Source organism: Shewanella sp. KX20019, from assembly GCF_016757755.1.
Lineage (GTDB): Bacteria > Pseudomonadota > Gammaproteobacteria > Enterobacterales > Shewanellaceae > Shewanella.
In genome coordinates this window covers 4,530,183-4,554,525 of sequence record NZ_CP068437.1, presented here as the reverse complement: position 1 = coordinate 4,554,525, position 24,343 = coordinate 4,530,183, and the positions used below count along the sequence as shown (strand labels likewise).

Annotated in this window: 18 protein-coding genes; all 18 read left to right on the top strand. The window is 46.1% G+C overall.

Features of this window, described 5'->3' with window-relative positions; genetic code table 11:
• Positions 1–4 precede the first annotated feature (4 nt).
• Positions 5–523 (top strand): type II secretion system protein, encoded by a 519-nt coding sequence (locus tag JK628_RS19740; protein WP_202286621.1) that lies wholly within the window; start codon positions 5–7, stop codon positions 521–523.
• A gap of 617 nt (positions 524–1,140) precedes the next feature.
• Positions 1,141–1,608, top strand: a complete 468-nt coding sequence (locus tag JK628_RS19735; RefSeq protein WP_202286620.1) for a pilus assembly FimT family protein — start codon at positions 1,141–1,143, stop codon at positions 1,606–1,608.
• Positions 1,598–2,209: a type IV pilus modification PilV family protein gene (locus JK628_RS19730; RefSeq protein ID WP_202286619.1), complete on the top strand. Its 612-nt coding sequence runs from the start codon at positions 1,598–1,600 to the stop codon at positions 2,207–2,209. Before JK628_RS19735 ends, JK628_RS19730 begins: the two co-directional genes overlap by 11 nt.
• On the top strand, positions 2,209–3,087 hold the full coding sequence (locus tag JK628_RS19725; RefSeq protein WP_237524069.1) for a PilW family protein: 879 nt from the start codon (positions 2,209–2,211) through the stop codon (positions 3,085–3,087). The genes JK628_RS19730 and JK628_RS19725 overlap by 1 nt, the downstream gene beginning before the upstream one ends.
• Positions 3,077–3,586 (top strand): MSHA biogenesis protein MshP, encoded by a 510-nt coding sequence (locus JK628_RS19720; protein WP_202286618.1) that lies wholly within the window; start codon positions 3,077–3,079, stop codon positions 3,584–3,586. The genes JK628_RS19725 and JK628_RS19720 overlap by 11 nt, the downstream gene beginning before the upstream one ends.
• Before the next feature lie 64 nt (positions 3,587–3,650).
• A complete protein-coding gene (locus JK628_RS19715) occupies positions 3,651–7,997 on the top strand; it encodes a DUF6701 domain-containing protein (RefSeq protein ID WP_202286617.1) in 4,347 nt (1,448 codons plus the stop codon).
• A 172-nt stretch (positions 7,998–8,169) separates the two neighbouring features.
• A complete protein-coding gene (locus tag JK628_RS19710) occupies positions 8,170–9,219 on the top strand; it encodes a rod shape-determining protein (protein WP_202286616.1) in 1,050 nt (349 codons plus the stop codon).
• A gap of 40 nt (positions 9,220–9,259) precedes the next feature.
• The gene (gene mreC / locus JK628_RS19705; RefSeq protein WP_202286615.1) at positions 9,260–10,147 is read left to right on the top strand and encodes a rod shape-determining protein MreC; all 888 of its coding nucleotides are present in this window, start codon (positions 9,260–9,262) and stop codon (positions 10,145–10,147) included.
• Positions 10,144–10,632, top strand: coding sequence for a rod shape-determining protein MreD (mreD, locus tag JK628_RS19700; protein WP_202286614.1), 489 nt, complete (start codon positions 10,144–10,146; stop codon positions 10,630–10,632). Before mreC ends, mreD begins: the two co-directional genes overlap by 4 nt.
• Before the next feature lie 101 nt (positions 10,633–10,733).
• Positions 10,734–11,330 carry a Maf family protein gene (locus JK628_RS19695; RefSeq protein ID WP_202286613.1) on the top strand — a complete coding sequence of 199 codons (597 nt, stop codon included), beginning with the start codon at positions 10,734–10,736 and terminating at the stop codon, positions 11,328–11,330.
• A 142-nt stretch (positions 11,331–11,472) separates the two neighbouring features.
• Positions 11,473–12,939 carry a ribonuclease G gene (gene rng / locus JK628_RS19690; RefSeq protein ID WP_443020018.1) on the top strand — a complete coding sequence of 489 codons (1,467 nt, stop codon included), beginning with the start codon at positions 11,473–11,475 and terminating at the stop codon, positions 12,937–12,939.
• A complete protein-coding gene (locus JK628_RS19685) occupies positions 12,939–17,120 on the top strand; it encodes a YhdP family protein (protein ID WP_202286611.1) in 4,182 nt (1,393 codons plus the stop codon). Before rng ends, JK628_RS19685 begins: the two co-directional genes overlap by 1 nt.
• Entirely contained in the window at positions 17,044–17,907 is an 864-nt protein-coding gene (locus JK628_RS19680) for a carbon-nitrogen hydrolase family protein (protein ID WP_202286610.1), read from the top strand. Before JK628_RS19685 ends, JK628_RS19680 begins: the two co-directional genes overlap by 77 nt.
• 102 nt (positions 17,908–18,009) lie before the next feature.
• On the top strand, positions 18,010–19,458 hold the full coding sequence (tldD, locus tag JK628_RS19675) for a metalloprotease TldD (protein WP_202286609.1): 1,449 nt from the start codon (positions 18,010–18,012) through the stop codon (positions 19,456–19,458).
• 111 nt (positions 19,459–19,569) lie between these two features.
• Positions 19,570–20,961, top strand: coding sequence for a TolC family protein (locus tag JK628_RS19670; protein WP_202286608.1), 1,392 nt, complete (start codon positions 19,570–19,572; stop codon positions 20,959–20,961).
• The gene (locus JK628_RS19665) at positions 20,951–21,922 is read left to right on the top strand and encodes an HlyD family secretion protein (RefSeq protein WP_202286607.1); all 972 of its coding nucleotides are present in this window, start codon (positions 20,951–20,953) and stop codon (positions 21,920–21,922) included. Before JK628_RS19670 ends, JK628_RS19665 begins: the two co-directional genes overlap by 11 nt.
• A 34-nt stretch (positions 21,923–21,956) precedes the next feature.
• Entirely contained in the window at positions 21,957–23,111 is a 1,155-nt protein-coding gene (locus JK628_RS19660) for an ABC transporter permease (RefSeq protein ID WP_202286606.1), read from the top strand.
• Position 23,112: 1 nt separating this feature from the next.
• Entirely contained in the window at positions 23,113–24,249 is a 1,137-nt protein-coding gene (locus JK628_RS19655) for an ABC transporter permease (RefSeq protein WP_202286605.1), read from the top strand.
• The last annotated feature ends 94 nt before the right edge of the window (positions 24,250–24,343 follow it).

The window sequence follows — 24,343 nt, the reverse complement described above, 5'->3', positions numbered from 1 at the left end:
ATAAATGAAAACACAGAACGGTTTTACGCTAATTGAATTAGTGGTAGTTATTATTATTTTGGGTATCTTAGCCGTTACCGCAGCGCCTAAATTTATTAATTTACAGGGTGATGCTCGCGTATCAACTCTTCAAGGTATGAAAGCAGCTATTCAGGGCAGCAACTCGCTAGTGTATTCAAAGTCAGCAATCTCAAGTGTTGAGCGCCAAGATGCAGCTACAGTGAATATAGGTATTGGTACTGATGTAAATGTCGCTTACGGTTACTTACTGGCTACAGAGGATGATTTTGAGGAAGCGCTTGATGTTGTATTTGCATTAACAGGTGCAGACTGGGTTGTTGATGGCACTACAGATAGAACTGCTGGAACTCCTACGGCTGATACGCCTACGAACGCTGTTCCTGGTACTATCACAATTCGTCAAACCGGTGCACCGACGACTTGCGTTTTGACATATTCTGAAGCAGTTAATGGAACTTCAAGCCCAACCTTTAGCGATGTTCCAGACGCTAACGATTGTTAATCAGTAGTTAGCTATAAAAAAGGCCTGCTAAGCAGGCCTTTTTTATAACTAATCACGTTATAAACGTGATTAGTTTGCCATACTAATTAAAGTGTTAGACACTGTAGTCAAGTGTCTGCAGTATTAGAACCTAGAACCAATCTGAAAGCAGAGAAGGTCCTAGGTACTAGGAGGTTCGCTAGCTCACTACTAGGGCGGACTACGTCCTGCTAGGAAATCAACAGAAAACACCCTTTGGCTTTTGATGTTGATTTTGTGCTTTGCTAGAACCAATCTGAAAGCAGAGAAGGTCCTAGGTACTAGGACGTTCGCTAGCTCACGACTAGGACGGACTACGTCCTGCTAGGAAATCAACAGAAAACACCCTTTGGCTTTTGATGTTGATTTTGTGCTTTGCTAGAATCTATCTGAAAGCAGTGAAGGTCCTAGGTACTAGGACGTTCGCTAGCTCACGACTAGGGCGGACTACGTCCTGCTAGGAAATCAACAGAAAACACCCTTTGGCTTTTGATGTTGATTTTGTGCTTTGCTAGAATCTAGAATCTAGAACCTCTAGTACTCGAGCCTAGAACCTAGAACCAGCTATTACTGCTCCGCAGCATCAATCAGGACTGACAATGCTTACAGCGCACCGACGCGCAGGCTTTACCTTAGTAGAGCTGGTGACCACTATTATTCTTATTGCCATTCTCTCGGTGGTGGTTATTCCACGTCTGTTTACAGCCTCAAGCTACAGTGCCTTTACTCTGCGAGAAGAGTTTATTGCTGAGCTGCGTAAAGTGCAGATCATGGCGATGAACAATCAAGATCGCTGCTATCGTTTGTCTGTCACGCCAACTCAGTATCAACTTTCCCGTTTTAATGGCGCGTGTAGCGGTACGCCAGTGCGCACCGATGCTGTGCAAACCTTTCAAGGTGGCGCAGCGTTGTTTGTTGGCACTAAAACTAGCTTTCACGTTGAGTTTAATACTCAAGGTGTGCCAATAGTTGATGGTAGTCGCTGCTCTGGTAGGTGTATTACAGTTAAAGCGGACGAGACCCAATGGATTGCCATTGAATCCGAGGGCTATATTCATGCGGACTAAATCATTGTTGGATACACACTCACGACAGAACAGTTATTTACCACAACGCAGTGGTTTACAGCTCCGTAAGGGCTTCACCCTGATAGAGTTAGTCGTCGGCATGGTAGTGATTAGTATTGCCTTTGTTATGCTCACAAGCATGTTGTTTCCTCAAGCTGATCGGGCCGCCGACAGCCTGCATAGAGTGCGTTCAGCGGAGCTGGCGCATTCGGTATTGAACGAGATCTGGGGCAAGCGTTATGACCAGAACACCAACTCCAATGGCGGAGTGCCCGCTTGTGGCGCGATAGCCAAGCCTTTGCTAGGGTTACCCGCTGGATTGCCTTGTACCAGTGGGGACGACCTTGGGCCTGATACTATTTCAGGCGTTGCAGAGAGACGCAATGACTATAACGATGTCGATGACTACATGGGACTGAACATTAACAGCAATATGCTTAATATCAGCGACACTTATGCCAGCCGCTACATCAACTATGGCTTAGAAGTGATAGTTGCGTATAACGACCCCCTCAGCCTAAATAGTAAACTGGTGACCATCAATGTAACAACACCGAGCGGTGAGGTGATCACCTATAACGCTATCCGGAGGAACTATTAATGTCTAAGCCATTAATGATTAATCCTCGCCGTAGAGGAGGTCTAAGTCTTCAGGCTAGCGGTTTTACTTTGGTCGAAATGGTCACCGTTGTTATTATTCTTGGTATTCTGGTGCTGGGCGTGAGTAGTTTTCTTCTTTTTGGTACTCGCATATTTATTGATTCAACTTCTGTTGAACAGGTGATGAGTCAAAGCCGCTTTGCCATAGAGCGCATGACTCGAGACATTCGCAATGCGGTGCCTAATAGTATTCGCGTTCGCAGCAGTGGCGATGATTGGCAATGCATTGAGATGATGCCGATTGCATCTAGCGCTTCTTATATCCTAGCGCCAATAAAGCCTCTGCCGTCGGCTGATACGGCGTTAGTCATGCAAGCAAGCGATAGTGCGCCGCTAACTAAAGATCAACAGTTACTCGTTTATCCTCTAAGGCCTGCAGATGTGTACACCTCCGCCAATGGCACGACGGGTAAACTATTTGCTATAAAAGAGATCACCAACAGTGCGCTTACCAATGCCACAGATGTGGAATTTGAAAGAAGTGTCCAGTTTGACGAGATGTCACCGCGGCAGCGCTACTTTGGTGTGACTGGCGCTGTGAGTTACTGTTTTGAGAAGGTCACCGACGAGCTAGCCCAGCTTAATCGCTACGCCGGTTACGGCTTTAATAACCCGATAAACCAGCCCCCCCCTGCTAATATGGGAGCCGGGGTACTAATGGCCGAGAATATAGTGAATACCATAGCGACAAATAACCCAATGGCTTATTCCCCCGGCACATTACAGAATAATGCCATTGTTCATCTCAACCCCCTGTTTGATGTGCAGGGGCAATCGCTACAGTATCATCATCAAGTGCAGGTGATAAATGTCCCTTAACCGGTCGCAAAAAAGATTGAACCGTATTCAAGTGCAGCTTTTAACTAAGCAGCGTGGTAGCGCATTGATAATTGGTGTGTTTATCATCACTGTGATGTTCTTACTGGCAGCGGCATTGATCAATGTGCTAGATGATGCCGATCAACAAATTAGCCTTGAAGTGTGGGGAGCACGGGCATTTTCCGCAGCCAATAGCGGTGCAGATCGCGCTTTAGCCGAACTTTTTCCTGTCGATCAAGTCGGTGTGGGGACCTGTAATACTAACGCAGCTAAAGTACCATGGAATATTGGAACTGATACTGGTTTGGTCGGGTTTCATGGCTGCTCGGTTGTTATCAGCTGCAACGCTGTCAGCACTACAACACTGCCGATTAATATGACTCAATACCTTATAAGAAGTACTGCAACCTGTAGCACCGGACAATGTGGCTCAGGTAGCAATAGCGATGCCAGTTGCATCCGTGTGAATCGCACCGTGGAGGTAGAAGCACGTGATTAGATTAGAGCGATCTTTCCAATTTGTTTTATTGATATTTGTATCTCTTTTGTGCACAGGGAGTGCCGTGGCGGGCGATTGGCGTAATACTTTTAAAGCTGGCGTTAACTCATATCAATCCTCAAGCCTCATTCGATTTTATAATGGTTCTAGGCTTGATAATGCGCCAACTAACGGTATGCTACCGAGCGAGCAAGTTGAAGACTTCGGTAAGTCATGTTATCCGGGGAGGAATGCTAAAGGTTGTAAGGCTGGTAACTACCTTGCCGAATTACCCAGTGATAGGCTGTCATTTGAGCAGTGCCTTTCGAGCAGTACTAAAGATCTTGGCCCGTCAGATGCGGTGGATAATATTATTACGGTTGCTGACGGTGAGTATGACAGTGTTTTTTCTAGGGGTAATACTGTGAGATTTACATCTCAAGATGGTTCAGGCATTTATCGACTAAAGTCTTTGTATATGGAATCCGGTACCTTGCAGTTAGAGCCGGGGCAGTATTGGATAGAGAATCTAACGATTCTAAAAAATGTTACAGTGGAATGGCCTACCGATGGTACTGTAGCTTTTTTTGTGCGTAATCGTTTTGTGCAATACAACCGTTTATATCCTTATCGTTCGGAGCTATTTGTTCTCTATGGTTATGGAGATATTGATTTAGCGACCAATTCATTCATGAGAGGTCATGTAGTTTCAGAGCATAACTTGGTTATGAGTTATGGCGCTGATGTTGAAGGTGCACTAACAGCAAATTACATTAGTCTCGCAAATAGGGCACGAGTGGTATTTGATGCAAGATCCAATTTGATTGATCTGGTACCAAATTGTGATTTAGCTCCAGTTAACCCTCCCAAGCCCCCCGTGCCAGCTCAATGCTTAACGGGGCAGGATAACGTCGAAGGGCTAACCTATCGTACATATGATGCGAGTGATTGGGATGACGAAGGTGATAGCCCTGAAGATCATGATGAATTTGAAGATCTAATTGATACTGTCAAGAAGACAACACTGCAGATTGGTGAATCGATTGAGACTAACCTAGATCAAAAAGGCAGTCGCATTAACCCTCATTCCAATAATTCGGCTGACCAAGATCTGTACTTAGGTATTTTTGAAGGGTTCATTGATGCTCCTGAAACGGGTGAGTACACCTTTGCGGTTGATGGTGATGATGCCATCGAGTTGCTAATTGATGGCGAGGTGGTAACTGGTTTTTATGATGCTCATGCAACGTGTAACTGCACAAGCTATCAGGGAAAAGTATCACTAGAGCAGGGTACTCATTCTATTGAGTTGAGATTTCATGAAGCCTTTGGTCATGAATCTTTTAGGCTCTATTGGCAAAAGCCCTCGCAAAGCTCGCTTTCCATAGTGCCAGCATCTAGCTTATTAACTTGTCCTGCTCCACAGTTTGAGTTTGGTAGAGTCACGTTGGATTCAAGTGGTAATGCAGCCATCTCTTTCACCAATAGCTACGCGGCTGCACCAATTGTAATGGTCATGCCGACTATTGATGGCGCTATTGCAAAAAGTGACAACCCTGCCACTGTCAGAGTTGTTTCAAGAGGGCCTGATGATGCCAGTATTCAGCAAGTCAATGCATCTGGTTCATCGACGTTGTCTCAGAAAATGACAAGCGTTGATTACTTTGTCATGGAGCCTGGATATAAGTTTCTAGCAAGAGGAAAAGCGCTGCAAGCTGGCACTATTTTAACCAGTAAATTCCAAGGCAAGAACGCTTCGGGGTCAAATCCTGGCTATAGCAATGTGACCTTCGAGCACGCTTTTGGCGCAACTGATGAAATGCCTGCACCAGCTATGCTCGGTCAAACATTTACTCAGGCCAATAATAGCTTTATCACCACGGTCATTAACAATGTCGCTAGTGATGAATTTGATATTGCGATAGAAGCTTCTGAGCTCTACAGCACGATTAATGATGATGAGCTAATTGGATATGTAGCGGGTTTAGGTCATGGCAGTATGAATATTGCTGGTGAAAGCATTAGGTATGAATTTTACAACGCGCAGAACTCAATTGGTGGCGTGCTACGTTTGCAAGAGCAGTGTGATTATCCTAACCAGTACGGATATCAACAAGACTATTCAACTCAACCTATTACTATTGCAAATAAGAACTCACGCGCAGGGCCTGATGGTGGCTGGGTGCGTCGTTGTACTATGGAGTCTTTTTCTAAAAAAGTGAGCTTTGTCATTGATGAAGATTATCAAGATCCAGAGCGTCGGCATACAGTCGAGGATATTGGCTACTTTGCCTTTGAATATACCGTCGAGCCACCTGCAACTAACCATTACCGTATTAGTTTCAGCTCCAATGGACTGACCTGTGCGGCGAAAGAGATCACCATTAGAGCCTGTAGCGATGTGGACTGTCATTCAGAATTAGCAGATCCGGCCACCGTCGAGTTAACTAAAGATGACCAAAGCTATAAAACAGAAACTTTTGTGGGCTCAACTGTGACTGACTTATGGCACACCGAGGTTGGAAACGTCAAAGTAGGCTTAGGTGGGACTGTCCCATCCGGTACCTACACTTGTTACATTGATAATGTATTGGTGGCGAATGAAAATTGTACATTAACATTTTCAGATAGCGGCTTATATTTTGACGTAGACAACAGCACTGCCTGTAAAAATAGTAATAGCTTTGAGCTGTTTGCAGTGAAAAAGGACACCCAAACTCAGCAGTGCGTGCCATTATTTTCCGGCGAAACTCGTACTGTCGATATGGATTTTAACCACGTTAGCCCTAACAGTAGTGATGTCATTGAGCGCGCTAAGCTTACGGTTAATAGTGAAAACACGCCGTCAAGTTCAGTGACGCTTGAAAGTGGTACGCCCCAAGGCCTACAGGTTAAATTTGATAGCGACGGTAAGGCTAGCTTGAATGTCAATTATCCAGAGGCGGGAAAGATCGCATTAATTGCTAGTGCCTCTATTGAAGCGCCTGATGGCAGTGGTGATATTGAATTGCTGCAACATACAAATGAGTTTGTTTCGGCACCTGATGGTTTTCACTTCTTTAATGACTCTGGTAGTGATGGCTGTATCACCGCCGATTGTGCACTGTTCGCGAAAGCGGGAGATGATTTTAAGCTGAATGTTAAGGCTGTTTGCGGCGTTGACGATAGTACTCCCTATAAAAGTAGACCCGCGCTAAAGAACTTCCAGCTAAGCGACATTAAGATAAAACCCATACTTAAAGCGCCGCTAGCGATTAACTCCAACGACACGATGGACGGTGGGTTAGGCACTATCGGGCAAAGCCAGATTAGCTTTACCAAGGCCAATGGTGCGCCACTAAAACTGACTAACCAAACATATTCAGAAGTCGGGGCTATTGGTTTTTCATTGGATGGCGACATCGATTACATGGGAGTGGCTATTAGCGAGTCGCAATCGAGTAGTGAGATATTTGGCCGTTTTAGCCCATTCTTCCTAGCGATTGAAGAGAATACACCAGCGCTAAGTGCCACTTGCGCTAGTTTCACTTATATGGACCAGCCATTTGGCTTTGCGGTTGGTAGTGAGCCAACCATTAAGGTCGTCGGCAGAAATAAAGCCAATGGAGTCACTAGCAATTACCAACTTGATGATTGGTGGCGCTATGACGGCAGAGTTTGGAATGATCGCAGCTATAGCGATACTTCAGGCGCTATATCTGAAGATGGCGCCGGTCTGCAAGTCTTAGACGAGTCCCCTAAATCTGGCACAGTGAAATATTACTCGACCGATAGCAGTAATACCATTCGACGTGCTTACTTATCTGACGCACAAGTGCACTATGCCCGCACAGCATCGCTAGCAAAGCCCTTTAATGCGCAGTTTGATTTAGAACTGTCGGTTGCTGATGTCACCGATGAAGATGGGATCTGTTATCGCGAGTCTGCAGACAAGGCGTGCATCGGCTTTACCTTTAACGATATTGCAGAAAATGACAATTTTGAAATGCGCTATGGCCGCTTGGTGATGCACAATGCTTTTGGTCCATCGTCAGAAGAGTTACGTTTAGCGCTTGGCACCGAATATGTTAATAGCAGTGCTCAGTGGGTGAATAATGCACAAGACAGTTGTTCAGTTTTCGATACCACAACCGCAACAGTTGTCGACGATACTGGTTTAGTGCTGAGGCCTGACGCCGGACTTGGCGCCGTAGAGGGTTTCACCAACACCGGTGGCAGCGGGAAAGCGGGGGCGATTGGGTTAGGTAATAGCTTTATCTACTTCCCTGCGCCCAATGCGGAGGGCGAAGTTGGATTACAGTTGCATGTTGATAAATGGCTACAATGGTATTGGAATTTTGATAGCGCCGCACTTGAAGATCCTCGGGCGACAGCTTTCTTCGGTACCTATCGAGGCCACGATCGCATTATATATTGGCGAGAAGTTAACTAAGCGTCATTAAGCCGTGAATAAGGCAAACTTTTGACTCACTCTTTAGCGCAGATATTGCAAAAACTTGGCTTCATTAGCAAATGTTAACGTCTGCGGTCTTGTGGAATTCAAGAAGCATGATAAAGTTACCTGATTTCTTTTTTCTTCGACTCCACAGAGACAGGCTGGTTACATGTTCAAGAAGCTACGCGGCATTTTTTCTAATGATCTTTCGATCGATTTGGGTACAGCTAACACGCTAATTTACGTCCGCGAAGAGGGCATCGTTTTGAACGAACCTTCAGTGGTAGCCATCCGTGGGGAGCGGTCTGGTTCTGGTCAGAAGTCGGTTGCGGCCGTCGGTACTGAAGCAAAGCAGATGCTAGGACGTACTCCTGGCAATATTCAAGCAATTCGTCCAATGAAAGATGGTGTCATCGCCGACTTTTATGTGACCGAAAAGATGCTACAGCATTTTATCAAGCAAGTTCATAACAACAGTGTATTCCGCCCAAGCCCTCGCGTTTTGGTATGCGTACCCGTTGGTGCAACTCAAGTTGAACGCCGTGCTATTCGCGAATCAGCCATGGGTGCAGGTGCGCGCGAAGTCTATTTGATTGAAGAGCCAATGGCTGCCGCAATCGGTGCCGGCCTTCCAGTATCCGAAGCGACAGGTTCTATGGTTGTCGATATTGGTGGTGGTACCACTGAAGTCGCCATTATCTCGCTAAACGGCGTCGTTTACTCATCATCTGTTCGTATCGGTGGGGACAAGTTTGATGATGCTATCATCAACTATGTTCGTCGCAACTACGGAAGCCTAATCGGTGAAGCAACTGCTGAACGTATTAAGCATACTATTGGTACCGCTTACCCTGGCGATGAAGTATTAGAGATTGAAGTGCGTGGCCGTAACCTTGCAGAAGGTGTTCCTCGCAGCTTTACACTCAATAGCAATGAAATTTTAGAAGCGCTGCAAGAGCCGTTATCGGGCATTGTCAGTGCTGTAATGGTCGCACTTGAACAGTCTCCACCAGAATTAGCCTCTGACATTTCAGAGCGCGGTATGGTATTGACGGGGGGCGGTGCGCTTATTCGTGATCTGGACCGATTATTAATGCAAGAAACTGGTATACCAGTGATGATTGCCGATGATCCACTTACCTGTGTAGCTCGTGGTGGTGGCAAAGCCCTCGAAATGATCGATATGCACGGCGGCGACCTTTTCTCTGAAGAAACTTAAGACGGTTAAAAAAGGGCGGTGATTACCGCCCTAGCTTTTTATGAAGCCAATTTTTGTTCGTGGTATTTCCAACCAATTTAGATTGACCTTAGCTGTCATCATGTCAGTGATTTTGCTTGTTGCAAATGACAGGCTTGAGCCTGTGCGTAACTCCCTCTCCTCCCTTTTAAGTCCACTGCAATATGTCGCTAATATCCCTGGGGTATTACTTGATGAATCTGCAGAAAGTTTGGCTACTCGAAATATGTTGGCTAAACAAAATAAGGAGCTATTACGACAGCAGTTGTTAATGAGTGAACGCTTGCAACGCTTCGAGCATCTACGCCAAGAAAACGACCGTTTACGCGGCCTGTTAGGCTCCCCGGTTCATATGGATGCTAAGAAAGTCGTCGCCGAAGTGATGGAAGTTGCCAGCGATCCTTTTCATCAATACGTGGTATTGAACCGCGGCTCACGTAGCAGTGTTTATGTTGGTCAACCTGTAGTCGATGCACAAGGTGTTGTCGGGCAGGTGGTGCAGGTTAGCGAGTTGACTAGCAGGGTGTTACTACTCTCGGATACCTCCCATGGTATTCCCGTTAGACTTACCCGCAATGATGTCAGAATGATGGCTGTGGGCACCGGTTCTATTGATGAGCTTGAGTTGCGCCATGTCGCTAAAAGTACCGATGTGCGAGCGGGTGACTTATTAGTTTCTTCTGGACTGGGTAAGCGTTTTCCCGAAGGTTACCCTGTTGCGCGAGTGATGACGGTCAAGAGAGATGATGGTAAAAACTATGCGACTGTGATCGCTCAGCCGCTAGCCGCCTTAGACAGAATTCGTTACCTACTGTTAATTTGGCCAGATATTGAAGCGGATGCAGCAGAGCTGATAACACCTACAGGTGTTGAAGAAGCGCTAAACGTTATTAAGGAGTCCGCGCAATGAGTTTACATGTCGCAAATGGCCGCTGGGTCGTTTGGCTAAGCTTATTGGTGGCGATGTTATTTCAAATTATGCCATTGCCCGAACTTGTCGAAGCATGGCGTCCCGATTGGTTATTGTTGGTGATTATCTATTGGGCGATGGCACTGCCACATAGATACAACATATTAACGGCATGGATGCTGGGTGTTATGCTGGATATATTGCTCGGGGCAACCCTAGGCATTAGAGCATTTGCTATGTCTGTTGTGGTCTATGTTGTGGTGCTGCATTTTCAGCGTTTACGTAACTTCCCTATGTGGCAACAAGCACTGCTGGTGGCAACACAAGTTGCCCTTTATAACCTGATTGTTTTTTGGGTGCAGTTTGTCACCGACACTGCCAGCTTTGATATCAGTCTATTTTATCCCGCATTTTCAAGTTTGATCATGTGGCCATGGTTATTTTGGAGCCTACGCCGTGTAAGGCGTTTATATAAAGTCCGTTAGCGTGGCCAAACTGTCACTAAAGTTTGCTTATTGTCAGTATCGAAATCAATGCACTTTGACTCCGTCAGCATGATCGCGAATTACCGAAAAGGTATTGTAAGATGAAGTTAGTACTCGCTTCGGCGTCGCCAAGGCGTAAAGAATTATTAGCCCAACTGAGCTTTTTAAGTTCAGCTGCACAAAAACCATTTGGCTTTGATATCTTGGCCGCTGATATTGATGAGAGCCATCGTGCTGGCGAATCGGCAGCCAGCTTTGTGGTGCGCTTGGCGAAAGAAAAAGCGCTCGCCGGGCTGAGTTTATACCCTACAAAGGGGACGGTTGTGGTACTGGGATCAGATACGATCGTGGTATTAGGCAATGATATTTTAGGTAAGCCAAAAGATGAAGCCGATGCCAAGGCGATATTAACTCGGCTTGCGGGCAAGGCGCATCAAGTGATGACGGCTGTCGCGGTAACAGATGGGAAGCAAACGCTCACTAAATTAGTGACCACTGGCGTGCAGTTTTGCCCAATGAGCCAGTCTGATATTTTGGCTTATATTACCACTGGCGAGCCTATGGATAAGGCGGGTGCCTATGGGATCCAAGGTCTAGGTGGCAGTTTTGTAGAAGCTATTGAGGGGAGTTATTCCGCGGTAGTTGGGTTACCTTTGGTAGAAACCCGTGCGTTGTTGTGTGAGATGAATGTTTTTTAGTCTTTTGATAATTAATAATAAAAATTAAGCTCTAGATTCTAAAACGTGTCAGTAACGCCAAATCCTTTTAAGTTAGCTATTTCCCTAAGTGGGGTGAGTTGTGAATATAGGTCGAATCGTGCCAGGCAGAGTACAGCGAAAAATAGGTTCTGAACTGCTAATCAATGTGACACCAACCGAAGCGAGAGTCGCATTGGTAGAGCATGGTGTTTTGCAAGAAGTGCACATAGAGCGACGCATGAAACGTGGCTTAGTGGGCAACATTTATAAAGGAAAAGTCAGCCGAGTATTACCCGGTATGCAGGCTGCCTTTGTCGATATTGGCTTAGATAAAGCCGCCTTTTTACACGCTTCAGACATTGTACCGCACACCGAATGTGTGGCTGATGTTGAGAAGGGTAACTTTGTTGTGCGTGACATTGCGGAGCTGGTTAGGCAAGGCCAAGATATTATGGTGCAGGTGGTTAAAGATCCGCTCGGCACTAAAGGCGCACGCTTAACTACAGACATTACCCTGCCTTCGCGTTACCTCGTTTTTATGCCGGGTTCGAGCCATGTTGGTGTATCTCAACGCATTGAAACTGAAGAGGTGCGTGCCAGACTTAAAAAAATTACCGAGCCATTTGTGGATGACGATGGTGGCTTTATTATTCGTACCGCCGCAGAGAGTGCGGGTGAAGATGAACTGGTGCAAGATGCCGCTTTTTTACGACGTGTATGGGCAAAGGTCAGCGAGCGCCGTAAGCGCCGTGGTGTGTCTTTGCTTTATCAAGATTTGGCACTACAGGTTAGAATCGTACGAGACTTTGTCGGTACAGAGCTTGACCAAATTCAAGTGGACTCTCAGCAAACCTATGAAGAGCTGCAGCAGTTTGCCCATGAGTTTATGCCTGAGATTGCTAACAAGTTAGAACATTACAACGGACCTATACCTATTTTTGATCTCTATGATGTCGAAAATGAAGTGCAGCGAGCATTAGGACGCAAGGTCGAGTTAAAGTCAGGCGGTTATTTGATTATTGATCAAACAGAGGCCATGACCACTGTTGATATCAACACTGGTGCTTTTGTCGGTCATCGTAATCTTGAGGAAACCATCTTTAACACCAACCTTGAAGCCACTCAGGCCATCGCGCGTCAGTTAAGGCTACGCAATCTTGGTGGCATTATCATAATCGACTTTATTGATATGTTAGAAACCGAACATCAAAAGCGCGTGCTTTCGAGCCTGCAGGCTGCATTATCAATCGATAGAGTAAAGACCAATATCAGTGGTTTTTCCGGTCTTGGTTTGGTCGAGATGACACGTAAACGTACTCGCGAAAGTTTAGAGCATGTCTTGTGTGGTGAGTGCCCCGCATGTCTTGGCACAGGCAGTTTAAAGACGGTCGAAACAGTGTCCTATGAAATCTTTCGAGAGATTATTCGTTTAAACAAAGGCTACGATGCCGATGAATTTTTAGTTTATTGCGCGCCAGCGGTTTACCACAGCCTTAAGGGTGATGAGAGCCATATACTAGCGGAGCTTGAGGTGTATGTTTCTAAACGGGTTCGTTTACAGAGTGAGCCTATGTATACCCAAAATAAATTTGACGTGGTGATAATGTAGTGTCACGCAAGCCTCGTAAATTTAACCTTCCTAGAGTTTGCCTGCAAACCCTGGCTATCGTCTTGGTGCTTTTTGCGCTGGTCGTAAGCTTGTTCCGAGGGCTATTGCCTCAGCTTGATCAAGTCAGATTAGAGCTAGTTGATTATATTCATAATAAGTATCAAGTGGAAGTGCAAGTGGGTAAGTTGCAAGCCGAATGGCAGGCCTTTGGTCCTGCGCTAACGGTTAAGAATTTTGTACTTCCCTCTCAAGAAAAACTACCAGTGACCTTGCTGTTTGAGCAGGTGCATGTGAAATTTGATTTTTGGCAAACCTTGCTAACGGCAACACCGCAAATTGAAGATGTGATTTTTGATGGGGTTAACGTAGCACTCGATCTCGACCGTTTGGCATCTTCTCCCGTGACATCAAATACAAAGATGGAGACCGATTGGATCTATCAGCTGATGTTAGAGCAATTGGAGCGTTTTTCGGTAACCAATGCACGTATTCAGCTATTAAGCCAAAAACATCAATATCGACCTATTTTTATTAAAGATATGGAATGGCGTAACACCGAAAAGCGTCACCGTGGCCAAGGGAAGCTGTTTTTAGACGAAGAGGCTTCAGAAGTTGAACAGCTGGCATTAAGCGTAGATATTAAAGGTGATGGCCATAAACCTAACTCATTAGTCGGGCAGCTTTATTTGGCGGCAGCGTCACTCGATATTGGCGAATGGGCATCACGTCAACCTAATCCATTCGATGCAAATAAAAAGCTATTACTTGAAGGTGTGGTTAATTTAGAAGCTTGGGTAAGCTTTGCGAATAACAAGATTAACGGCGCGACAGTAGCATTTCAACCGAGCTGGTTGGAGTGGTTTTTAAATGACGAAGCGCAGAAGTTTTCAATTCAAGCAGGAGCAATGCGTTGGCAACCCAATGCCGAGGGCTGGTCTTTAAGCAGTCACGACCTCACTTTTGCAACCAATGGTGAGCTTTGGCCATCACCTGTATTGAGCGCGACGCAACGGGGCGAAAGCGTCGACGCTTATTTAAATCAGTTAGACCTAAACACAGTATTGCCGTTGTTACCGCTCATTCCAGGTATCGATTTAGCCGCCTTAGTTGCTTGGCAATCTTTGAGCCCTAAAGGTGAAGTCGACAATGCCCATTTTCAATGGGTGCTCAATGAGCAGCAACCGAGTTTTTCTGTAGATATTAATAATGTTAGTTGGCAAGCACATGCCGGCATTCCAGGGGTTTCGGCTATTGACGCCAAGTTAGTCGTTACTAATGAAATGCTACAGTTTTCACTGCCATCGCAGCAATATGTGCTCGACTTTGATGGTGGCTTTGAAGCGCCACTTGATATCATGGGTGATGCATTTCAAGGCCAGTTTGATTTCGTAACCTCAGGGCTATCACTTCCCAAACTGCATTTTAGTAATGCTGATATCTCTATTGATGCTGCGACTCGACTCGAGTTTTCCACTGCAACTCATATGGCGCTGTTGGCCGAACTTGATATTCATAATGTAGCAAATGCGCATCGTTACTTTCCGCTTAAAGGCATGAGTAATGGCTTGGTAGATTATTTAACCGGGGCATTAAAAGCGGGTAAAACCGATGATGCCGTCATCGTTTGGCATGGTGCGTTTCAGGATTACCCTTACTCTGAAAGCAGTGGTGTTTTCCAAGCAGGTTTCACCTTAGCGGATGCTAACTTTAAATTTCAGGATACTTGGCCTGCAGTCACGGATTTAAATCTTTCGGCGCTGTTTGAGAATGCTGCGATGGATTTGTGGGTCAATAAAGGTCAATTGATGGACGTGTCAGCAGATGGCGCCTATATCGGTATTCCTGCGATGAACCACGAGAGCTTGTTAGTCGTCAAAGCTGATTTGGCCACTAAAGCCGAAGCTGCTAATGCGGTTATTCAACGTTCGCCCTTGGTTGATTCGGTTGGTTCGACACTTGATGTAGTGCAAATTAGCGGTGATATCACCGGAAAAATTGACCTCAATATTCCTCTGTATGAAGGTGCCGATGCCGTTATTAAAGGCACGGTGAATTTTGACAACACCCCCGTGTATGTTAGTGAGCCTGGAATTGAGCTTGATAACGTAACTGGCCAAGTACAGTTTACTAATAATGTCGTTACTGGCAGTGACATCCATGCATTGATGTATGGGCAACCACTGCTGTTTAGCTTTGATACGGGCAGTGTTAATAGAAACTATGCGGTCAATGTAGATTTACAAGGCCAGTGGCAGCTGGCTAAGCTGCCTGCAGCACTCGATAACCCCTTGAGTGATTACTATAAGGGTAGTATCGATTGGTCTGGCGGTTTAATGTTGATATTTGACCCAACTGGCTATCGGATCCAAGCACATGTTGATAGTGATATGGTGGGTACTGAACTAGCGCTACCGGCACCTTTTACAAAAGCGGCGTCGCAACCGGCGGTATTTACTGCGGAGCTCATTGGCGATAACAAGCAATCATCTCTTGGGATAAAGCTCAATAAGCAGTTGGAGTTTTGGGGCGGCTTTGATCTTGAATCAGGTAACGCCTTGGCGCACTTTGATCTGCTACTGGGGCGTCTATTCAAGCCTGGTGATCGGCTACGTAAAAAACAGGGACACCTACAGATAGACTTGGACAAAACGGAGTTTTCCCCTTGGCTGCCTATTATTCAAGGCTTTACTGCTAAATCATCACCATCTCCGCTTGAAGAGGGCGAAGATAAGCCTGTGGCTTCGAAAGCATTTTTCCCACCGCTGTTATCTATCGAAGCTAATTTTAATGAGCTGAACTTGATGGGACAAACTCTTAATGAACTTCATTTTGATGCCACACCGAATGAGCATTCTTGGCGCTTCGAGGCAACATCGCAACAGTTTGATGGACGGATAGATTTTTATCCCGATTGGGTACAGCAGGGGCTTAAAGTGGTCGCGACTAAGCTTTACCTGTCGCCGATAGCAAAAACTGATGATACAGCCCATTATAAGTCAGACACTGTGCTGGCAAACTTGCCACCGTTAGCAGTCGATGTTGATGACTTTATGATTTTTGAGCGCCCTATGGGTCATTTAGTGCTGCAAGCGGCGCCTGAAGGGGAAACTTACAGTATCCAGACATTGTCGATGACAACGCCTGAGGTGAAACTGCGCGGTAATGGTTCATGGTCAATGGTTAATGGTGCCAGCTTTACCTCATTTAACTTAAGCCTTGATGCGACAAAGTTCGATCACCTCTCCGAGCAGCTTGGCTTTGACCCTGGGCTAAAAGACGCGCCAACAGCGGCGACAGCCGAAATATCCTGGATAGGGGCACCCTATGCTTTTTCACTAGAAACATTAAATGGCCAAGTGGAGTTTGATTTAGGGAAAGGCCACTTGTCAGAGGTGAGCGATAAAGGAGCGCGAATATTCTCGTTATTTAGTCTCGACTCACTATTGCGTAAGTTATCACTCGATTTCTCTGATGTGTTTGGCAAAGGGTTATACTTTGACTCATTCACTGGCACCTTGATGCTTGATAACGGAGTGGTTAAAACCACTGATACCGAGATGAAAGCAGTAGCGGGTAATATGCGAGTACGTGGCTATACCGATTTAATGAGTGAAAGCTTAAATTATGATATTCGTTTTGTGCCAAAGTTGGCCTCAAGCGTGCCTACCGTGGTGTTACTCAGTACGGGAGGTTGGACACTAGGGCTGGGTGCTTTTGCACTGACCAAGGTGCTTGAACCAGTTATTGAAGTTATTTCTGAGATCCGCTTTAGACTGACAGGCACCATGTCTGATCCTAAGCTTGAAGAGCTAGAGCGTAAGAGCAAAGAGATTGAAATTCCTGAATCTGTGTTGCCTAAAAAGGCTGTTGAACCTACTCAGAATGATGGTCAAGGCGGTGCATCAGCGCCAAGTATTAAAGATGCTCGGGTAGCTTCAGAACTTAGACCAGTAGAGACTGCTGTAGATATAAGTTCCGCGGACAGCGAGGCAATAACTGAGCTTGATAGTGCAACTCGCCATACTGATGCAGCAATAGAGCAATCGAATTTAAAAAACAGCGGCAAAGAGATGCCAGCTTTAAAGTTGATACAGGGAGAGTCAGATGCAAGTCAGCCTACTGCAATGTCAGAGCAGTCGCAGCGTAATCGAGAATCTCGCATTTATCGAGTCGCAGCTTAAGTTATTACCTCAGCAAGATGATAATCAACAGTTGGTGGTATTACCTGAGTGTTGCTTGTTATTTGGTGGGCAAGAAAGCCAGCAACTCGAATACGCAACAGATGAATTACACAGTCAACTTAAACTAGATTTAGCCGCATTAGCACTTAAATATAGTGTGGTACTGGTGGCGGGGAGCATTCCTATCTTGGCTGAAGATGGCCGGATCTATAACCGCTGCTATGTGTTTGATACTGATGCTAGCGTATTGGGTTGTTACGATAAATTACACCTATTTGATGTTGAAGTATCAGATGGCACTAAGCAATATCGTGAAAGTGATGCATTTTGCCCTGGCAAACACATTACTGTGGTTGATACCCCTTTCGGTAAGTTGGGTTTAGCTATTTGTTACGATATTCGTTTTGCCGATCTATTCAGAGCTCTACGCGAAGCGGGTGCTGAGATTATTGCATTGCCAGCAGCCTTTACTAAGGTAACCGGTGAGGCGCATTGGCAAGTACTATTACAAGCTAGGGCTATTGAAACCCAATGCTTTGTGCTCGCCGCTGCGCAATGGGGTGTTCATAATAACGGCGGTCGCGAGACATGGGGTCAAAGTATGATTGTCAGCCCTTGGGGAGATATTTTAGCCCAAAAGCCAACGGGTACCGGTTGGGTCAATGCTGAACTGAACATGTGTGATCTACACGCTGTCCGCCAAAAAATGCCGATAATAGATCATAATCGATTTAAGTCACCGCAACTGAACCAGTCATGCTTAGCGAGTAAGGCTCAAGTAGATTAGCCTATAATTAACAACATTTAGTACGAACATTTTAAATCATCTAGAGATGCTTTTTATTAAGGGTTTCTAAAAAGAACTATATTTGGTCAAGAGAGAGAATTGATGTCATTTTTAACCCAAGTTGGACACAGCCTGCTACAAGACGGACTGGCGATAGACGATCTACAGCGCTATTTAAAGTGTATTCATGAGCATAAAATCGATTTCTCAGATCTGTATTTTCAAGGGAGTCGCCACGAATCTTGGGTTTTAGAAGATGGTATCGTTAAAGACGGCAGTTTTCATATTGAACGCGGCGTTGGTGTTAGAGCGATTACGGGCGAAAAAACAGGTTTTGCTTACGCTGATGAAATTAATCCAGCAGCATTGGAAGCGGCTGCAAACGCTGCTCGTGGTATTGCAAAATCGGGTGGCAGCGGACAGGTTAATGCGTGGAAGCAGCAGCACGATAAAGCGCTTTACCTAAGTTCAGATCCCATTGCAGCCATGGAAGAGATTAAGAAAATAGCTCTGCTCAAAGAGGCCGATGCCTATATTCGCAGTCTAGATGAGCGAATTATTCAAGTGGTGGTTAGTTTAACTGGTGTGCATGAAGAGATATTAGTCGCCGCCAGTGATGGCACCTTAGCAGCCGATATTCGACCACTGGTTCGATTTAACTGCAGTGTCATTTTAGAGCAAGATGGCAAGCGTGAACGCGGTGGTTCAGGCGGTGGCGGACGTCATAGTTACGATGTGCTGCTGGCTGATGGCGATGATGGCTTGCCATATTGCTTTGCTTTTGCTCGTGAGGCTGTGCGCCAAGCTCAAGTAAACCTACAAGCGATTGATGCACCAGCAGGAGAGATGCCTGTGGTACTCGGCGCTGGCTGGCCTGGTGTATTGCTACATGAAGCGGTCGGACATGGCTTAGAGGGTGATTTCAACCGTAAAGGGAGTAGTGCTTTTAGTGGTAAAATGGGTCAGCAAGTCGCCTCTACATTAGTCACTGTGGTTGACGATGGCACCATGCCCGATCGTCGTGGCTCATTGAGCATCGATGATGAAGGCACCCCTACCCAGAAGACTGTATTGATTGAAGAGGGGATCTTGAAAGGCTATATGCAAGATAAACTCAATGCAGGCCTTATGGGTGAACGCTCTACGGGTAACGGTCGCCGTGAGTCTTATGCTCATTTGCCGATGCCACGGATGACAAACACCTATATGGAAGCGGGCACGTCTGATCCTGCAGAGATCATCAAATCTGTTAAGAAAGGGGTTTATGCACCTAACTTTGGCGGTGGCCAAGTGGATATCACCTCGGGTAAGTTTGTGTTTTCTGCCTCTGAAGCTTACCTCATTGAGAATGGTGAGATCACTCAGCCAATTAAAGGGGCAACCTTGATAGGTAATGGACCAGAGTCTATGAGCCAGATCTCGATGGTAGGTAATGATCTTGAGCTGGATAAAGGCGTTGGGGTGTGCGGTAAAGATGGTCAAAGTGTTCCCGTGGGTGTTGGTCAACCAACATTGAAACTGGATAAGTTGACAGTGGGTGGTACTGCCTAAGAGCAAAATCACACTAGGATTTAGTCGACGTATTGCGCTAGATCCTAGCGAGCAGTTGTAAGCAATGGTATTATTCACTAAATTGTTAGAGTATTAACTCTAGAGGTGTAAATGAAACGTTCGCTCTGTGCTCTTTTGTTGATTCTCCCCCTGTCGATACAAGCCAAACCCATCGCTTTTGATCAAGCCTGGGATCAGTTACTCAAGGTGAGTGATAAATTGCAGGCTGGCATGCAAGAGGTCAATCGTGCCGAGGCTGAGCGAGTGGCTGGCGAAGACATGAATTTACCTTCAATTAACCTCACCGGCAGTTATACACGTTTAGAAAAACCGATTGAGATGGATTTACGTGATCTTAATCCGTTAGCTTCAATGGATCCAGCAACCTTGCCACCAGCACTCGGTAGCGCATTGGCTGGGATCCCCGCTTCACAGTTTATTACCCCTTTTACCGAACAAGATATCTTCCGCTCTAGTTTACAAGCTATGTGGCCTATCTACACTGGTGGCAAAATCACTGCTGCGCAAAGCATACACGCAGCCGAGGTTGCGGAAAAAGAGGAGCAGCTAAAGCTGACGACTCGAGAGCTCTTTGTGACCTTGGTCGATCGCTACTATGCTGTGGCGGTGACAGAAACCTTAGCGCAAACAAAAAAGCAGTTGGTTGAATCTCTTACGCTACATGCATCACATGCACTAAAGCTTGAACAGCAGGGGCAAATTGCCAAAGTTGAGCGACTTAATGCACAAGTCGCACTCGAAAATGCCAAGGTCAATTATGGCAGTGCTAAACGACAATCAGAGATGGCAATGATTGCCTTGTCACGCATGTTACATGAGCGCGAGGTTGATGCGACCTCAACACTGTTTATGCTGAACAATGCGCCCTCTTTACCACAGCTTTCACAGCTCACCATGAACCAGCATCCGGCACTAAAGCTACTTCAAGCTAAAGAGGCGCAAGCTCAAGGGCTTATCAAGGTTGAAAAGGGCAGTTACTACCCAACGGTTTTTCTTTACGGCAATTACACCTTGTATGAAGACGATAGCCTGTTTGCAAAAATGGAACCCGATTGGATGTTGGGTGTTGGGGTAAATATTCCGCTGATAAGCCGTGATGGCCGCAGCGGCAAGGTTGAAGCCGCTAAGAGTGCACTGTTGCAGGCTCGATATACCAAAGCGCAAACTCAACAAGATTTGAACCTTCTGCTAGAGCAAAGTTACCGCCAATTACTGCAGGCGCAAGAGGAGGTGGTATCACTCAATACCTCACTGAGCTTAGCCCAAGAGAACAAGCGCTTACGTGACATTGCTTTCAAACAGGGTCTATCGACCTCAATTGAAAAAGTAGATGCTGAACTTAAACTCACCGCGGTAGAGACGCAGCAACTGGGCGCCCAATACCGCTACATACAATCATATGCCAGGCTGATGGCGATTAGTGGTCAGTTAGATGAATTTATTGGTAGAAGCCTTAAGCAAGGGGAACGAAATGCGCACTAACCGTATCTTGGCCGCAATAACAATTATTGCACTCATCGGGATATTAGCTTACGGACTGGTGCTAGCTTACACCCCAAAATCACAAGTATTACAGGGGCAGATTGAAGCCCGTGAATATAATATCTCCTCAAAAGTTCCCGGTCGTGTCGAGCAGGTTCTAGTGCGCCGTGGCGACAGAGTTAATCAAGGCGATCTGCTGTATGCGATTTACAGCCCTGAGCTACAAGCTAAATTAATGCAAGCTGAGGGTGGCCGTGATGCAGCGAAAGCGATGCAGCAAGAGGCTGATAATGGCGCGCGTAAACAGCAAATATTAGCGTCTAGAGAGCAATGGTTAAAGGCACAAGCGGCATCAAAACTAGCCAATACTACTTTTGAGCGCATTGAGGCGCTATTTAATGAAGGTGTACTTGCACGGCAAAAACGCGATGAAGCCTTTACCCAGTGGCAAGCTGCTAAGTATACCGAACAAGCAGCGCTGGCAATGTACCAAATGGCGGACGAAGGTGCACGTGACGAAACTAAAGCCGCAGCGGCAGGGAATGCTCGTATGGCTGAAGGCGCGGTAAATGAAGTGAATGCCATATTGGCTGATAGCCAAATGCGATCGCCAAAAATAGCTGAAGTCAGCGAAGTATTGTTGCAGGCGGGTGAGTTAGCACCGAGTGGTTTCCCGGTGGTGAGCTTAATCGATATGAGCGATGCTTGGGCGGTGTTTCAGCTGCGTGAAGATCAGCTTAAGCACGTCAAACAAGGACAAACACTATTATTAACCATCCCCGCGCTCGAACGCGATGTCGAGTTTACCGTTAGCCATATTGCGGTCATGGGTGACTTTGCGACTTGGCGAGCAACTGAAAGTGGTCATGATTTTGATATGCGTACTTTCCAAGTTGAGCTGCGCCCTAATGAGGAGATTGCGGACTTAAGAGTCGGTATGTCTATTCTGTTTGCTTTATAACACTCTGTAGCACGGGGCTGATGCTGTGATAAACATGCTAAAAAGAGAAACTGCTGCCCTGTTGGATGATCCTTGGCAGCTGGCGCTTATCAGCTATATTCCGCTATTGGGTATTATTGGCTTATGGTTGCTGTTTAGTGCGGGCTTACCAAGACAGCTGCCTGTAGCCGTGGTCGATCTGGATCAAAGCCAAATTACTCGCGCTCTTACTCGACAGTTACAAGCCAACCCCGTTACAAAGCCTATTAGCTATACCGATCTATCGAGCGCTGTTGACGCCATGCAACAAGCAGAGGTTTATGCATTGCTTGTTTTACCTCATGGCTTTAAACGTGACCTGCTTACCGGTAAAAGTCCGACGATAGATATTCGATATAACAGTCAGTTTCTGCTAGTGGGTAAGTTACTGTCGAGTCAGCTACAAGCAAGCATGGCAGATGGTTTAAAGCCCTTAGCGGCATTGAAACAACTTGCAGCCGGAGTGCCTAAAGCCAGAGTGGCGGTAAACCTAAGCCCTGTTAGTAGCCAAACAACCGCGCTATTTAACCGCAATAACAACTATGTGGGTTTTCTGGTTCCACCTGTATTGATAGCCTTACTGCAGCTGGTGGCCATGATGGTGTTTGCTAATAGCCTTAATCGGGAGTTACGTTGGAACACCACCGCTGAATGGATGTCCCTTGGTATGTGGAAGGGTATCGCGGCGAAAGTATTGTTTTATACGCCAATAGTAATGCTGCATGGCGGCTTTATTCTAGCGCTTATCTATCTGTATTTAGGTGTGCCGATTGCTGGAAGCCTCACGCTACTGCTAGTGGCACAACTACTGATGTTATTGGCGGTGTGGTTAATGGTACTGCTTATCTTCTTTGCGCTTAAAGATAGTGCTAGGGTGATTAGTTTCTGTACCGCTATGTTCGCGCCGGCATTTGCCTTTATGGGGGTGACATTTCCTATCCATGAGATGCCAGAACTAGCTCAGTGGTGGCGCGTTATCATGCCGTCGAGCCATTATATTGAAACCCATATTGCGGTCGTCAGTTATGGCCAAGGTTGGTTAGCTACTTTGCCTCAGTTTGCGAGTTATAGTGGGTTTCTGTTACTGCTTATTCCGATTAGCTTATTGGCGAGAAAAGGCTTCGATGCTGCCGATAATATCAACATTCCACTTGCGCCGAAGGAGCACTAGCATGAGCTTCTTACAACTTATCATCACCGAATTAAAAGCTATTTTGGCTGATAAAACCATAGTGCTAACAGTATTCGGTGGGGTACTTTTTTACGCTATTCTTTATCCGCTACCGTATCTCAATCAAGTGCCGACAGAGCAGCAGCTGGTGGTGGTTGACCACGACCATTCATCGTTAAGCCGTCAGCTTATTCGCCATGCCGATGCTAGTGCCAAAATTCAAGTGATTGCTAAGGTAGGCTCAATCGATGAGGCCAAAAGCTGGATAGAATCTGGCCGCGCCCATGGTCTGTTGATTATTCCTGCAGATTTTAGGCGCGATCTGTTACTGGGGCGCGGCGTGACATTAAGTTACGGCGGTGATGCGAGCTACTTTTTAATTTACTCTGCCGTGGCTGAAGGGCTTATTTCTGCAGGTCTGGATGCTGGCAAGAGTGTGCAGCGTTTGGGGTTACTAGCGCAAGGAGAGGGGGCTCAAGCGGCAGATAAAAGCCTGAATGTGATTAAGCTCAATAGTATTCCCGCTTTTAATCCGAGTTTAGGTTACACCCCCTATGTTGTGCCGGGACTGTTTTTATTGATATTGCACCAAACCTTGTTGATTGGGACCAGTATTCTTGGCGCGAGCCAGTGGAAAGAGACTGGCTATTGGCAGCAAGTGAGTCCGCTCAAATTAGTTTGTGGTCGCATAGCTGCCTTTATGTTTATCTATACATTGTTAACCAGCTTCTATGTTGGTTATTGCTACTATTGGTATGATGTCAGCTTACAGGCAAGCTTTAGCACGGTGGCATTATTGCTACTACCTTTTTTACTGTCTACGACTGCAGCTGGTATTGCATTTAGTAGTCTATTCAGCAGACGCGACTTACCTACTCAAGTGTTATTGCTGATCTCTATGCCGATCCTGTTTGTGTCAGGCTTTGTGTGGCCAACAGCCTTGATCCCTGCATCTGTGGTGGCAATTTCACAGGTGTTTCCCGCAGTACCCGGCATTATGGCGATGTTAGAGCTAAATCAAATGGGCGCTTCGTGGCAGAGCATCATGCCGCAATGGCTACAGCTGTGGGCGATGGCGGCAGTTTACTTTGTATTGGCGTGTTGGGGCGTATCTAAACGTTTAAAACCAGCAAGTTAACGCTATGGTTAGCTAGATGATTCTGGTTTCAATTGATGATAGGTAGGCCGATACCGATCGGTGATTGAGTTAAATAAGCTGATAGGTATGGATT

Coding starts and splice junctions, on each gene's coding strand:
- JK628_RS19740 (WP_202286621.1), top strand. CDS start 5: ATGAAAACACAGAACGGTTTTACGCTAATTGAATTAGTGGTAGTTATT.
- JK628_RS19735 (WP_202286620.1), top strand. CDS start 1,141: ATGCTTACAGCGCACCGACGCGCAGGCTTTACCTTAGTAGAGCTGGTG.
- JK628_RS19730 (WP_202286619.1), top strand. CDS start 1,598: ATGCGGACTAAATCATTGTTGGATACACACTCACGACAGAACAGTTAT.
- JK628_RS19725 (WP_237524069.1), top strand. CDS start 2,209: ATGTCTAAGCCATTAATGATTAATCCTCGCCGTAGAGGAGGTCTAAGT.
- JK628_RS19720 (WP_202286618.1), top strand. CDS start 3,077: ATGTCCCTTAACCGGTCGCAAAAAAGATTGAACCGTATTCAAGTGCAG.
- JK628_RS19710 (WP_202286616.1), top strand. CDS start 8,170: ATGTTCAAGAAGCTACGCGGCATTTTTTCTAATGATCTTTCGATCGAT.
- mreC (WP_202286615.1), top strand. CDS start 9,260: ATGAAGCCAATTTTTGTTCGTGGTATTTCCAACCAATTTAGATTGACC.
- mreD (WP_202286614.1), top strand. CDS start 10,144: ATGAGTTTACATGTCGCAAATGGCCGCTGGGTCGTTTGGCTAAGCTTA.
- JK628_RS19695 (WP_202286613.1), top strand. CDS start 10,734: ATGAAGTTAGTACTCGCTTCGGCGTCGCCAAGGCGTAAAGAATTATTA.
- JK628_RS19680 (WP_202286610.1), top strand. CDS start 17,044: ATGCAAGTCAGCCTACTGCAATGTCAGAGCAGTCGCAGCGTAATCGAG.
- tldD (WP_202286609.1), top strand. CDS start 18,010: ATGTCATTTTTAACCCAAGTTGGACACAGCCTGCTACAAGACGGACTG.
- JK628_RS19670 (WP_202286608.1), top strand. CDS start 19,570: ATGAAACGTTCGCTCTGTGCTCTTTTGTTGATTCTCCCCCTGTCGATA.
- JK628_RS19665 (WP_202286607.1), top strand. CDS start 20,951: ATGCGCACTAACCGTATCTTGGCCGCAATAACAATTATTGCACTCATC.
- JK628_RS19660 (WP_202286606.1), top strand. CDS start 21,957: ATGCTAAAAAGAGAAACTGCTGCCCTGTTGGATGATCCTTGGCAGCTG.
- JK628_RS19655 (WP_202286605.1), top strand. CDS start 23,113: ATGAGCTTCTTACAACTTATCATCACCGAATTAAAAGCTATTTTGGCT.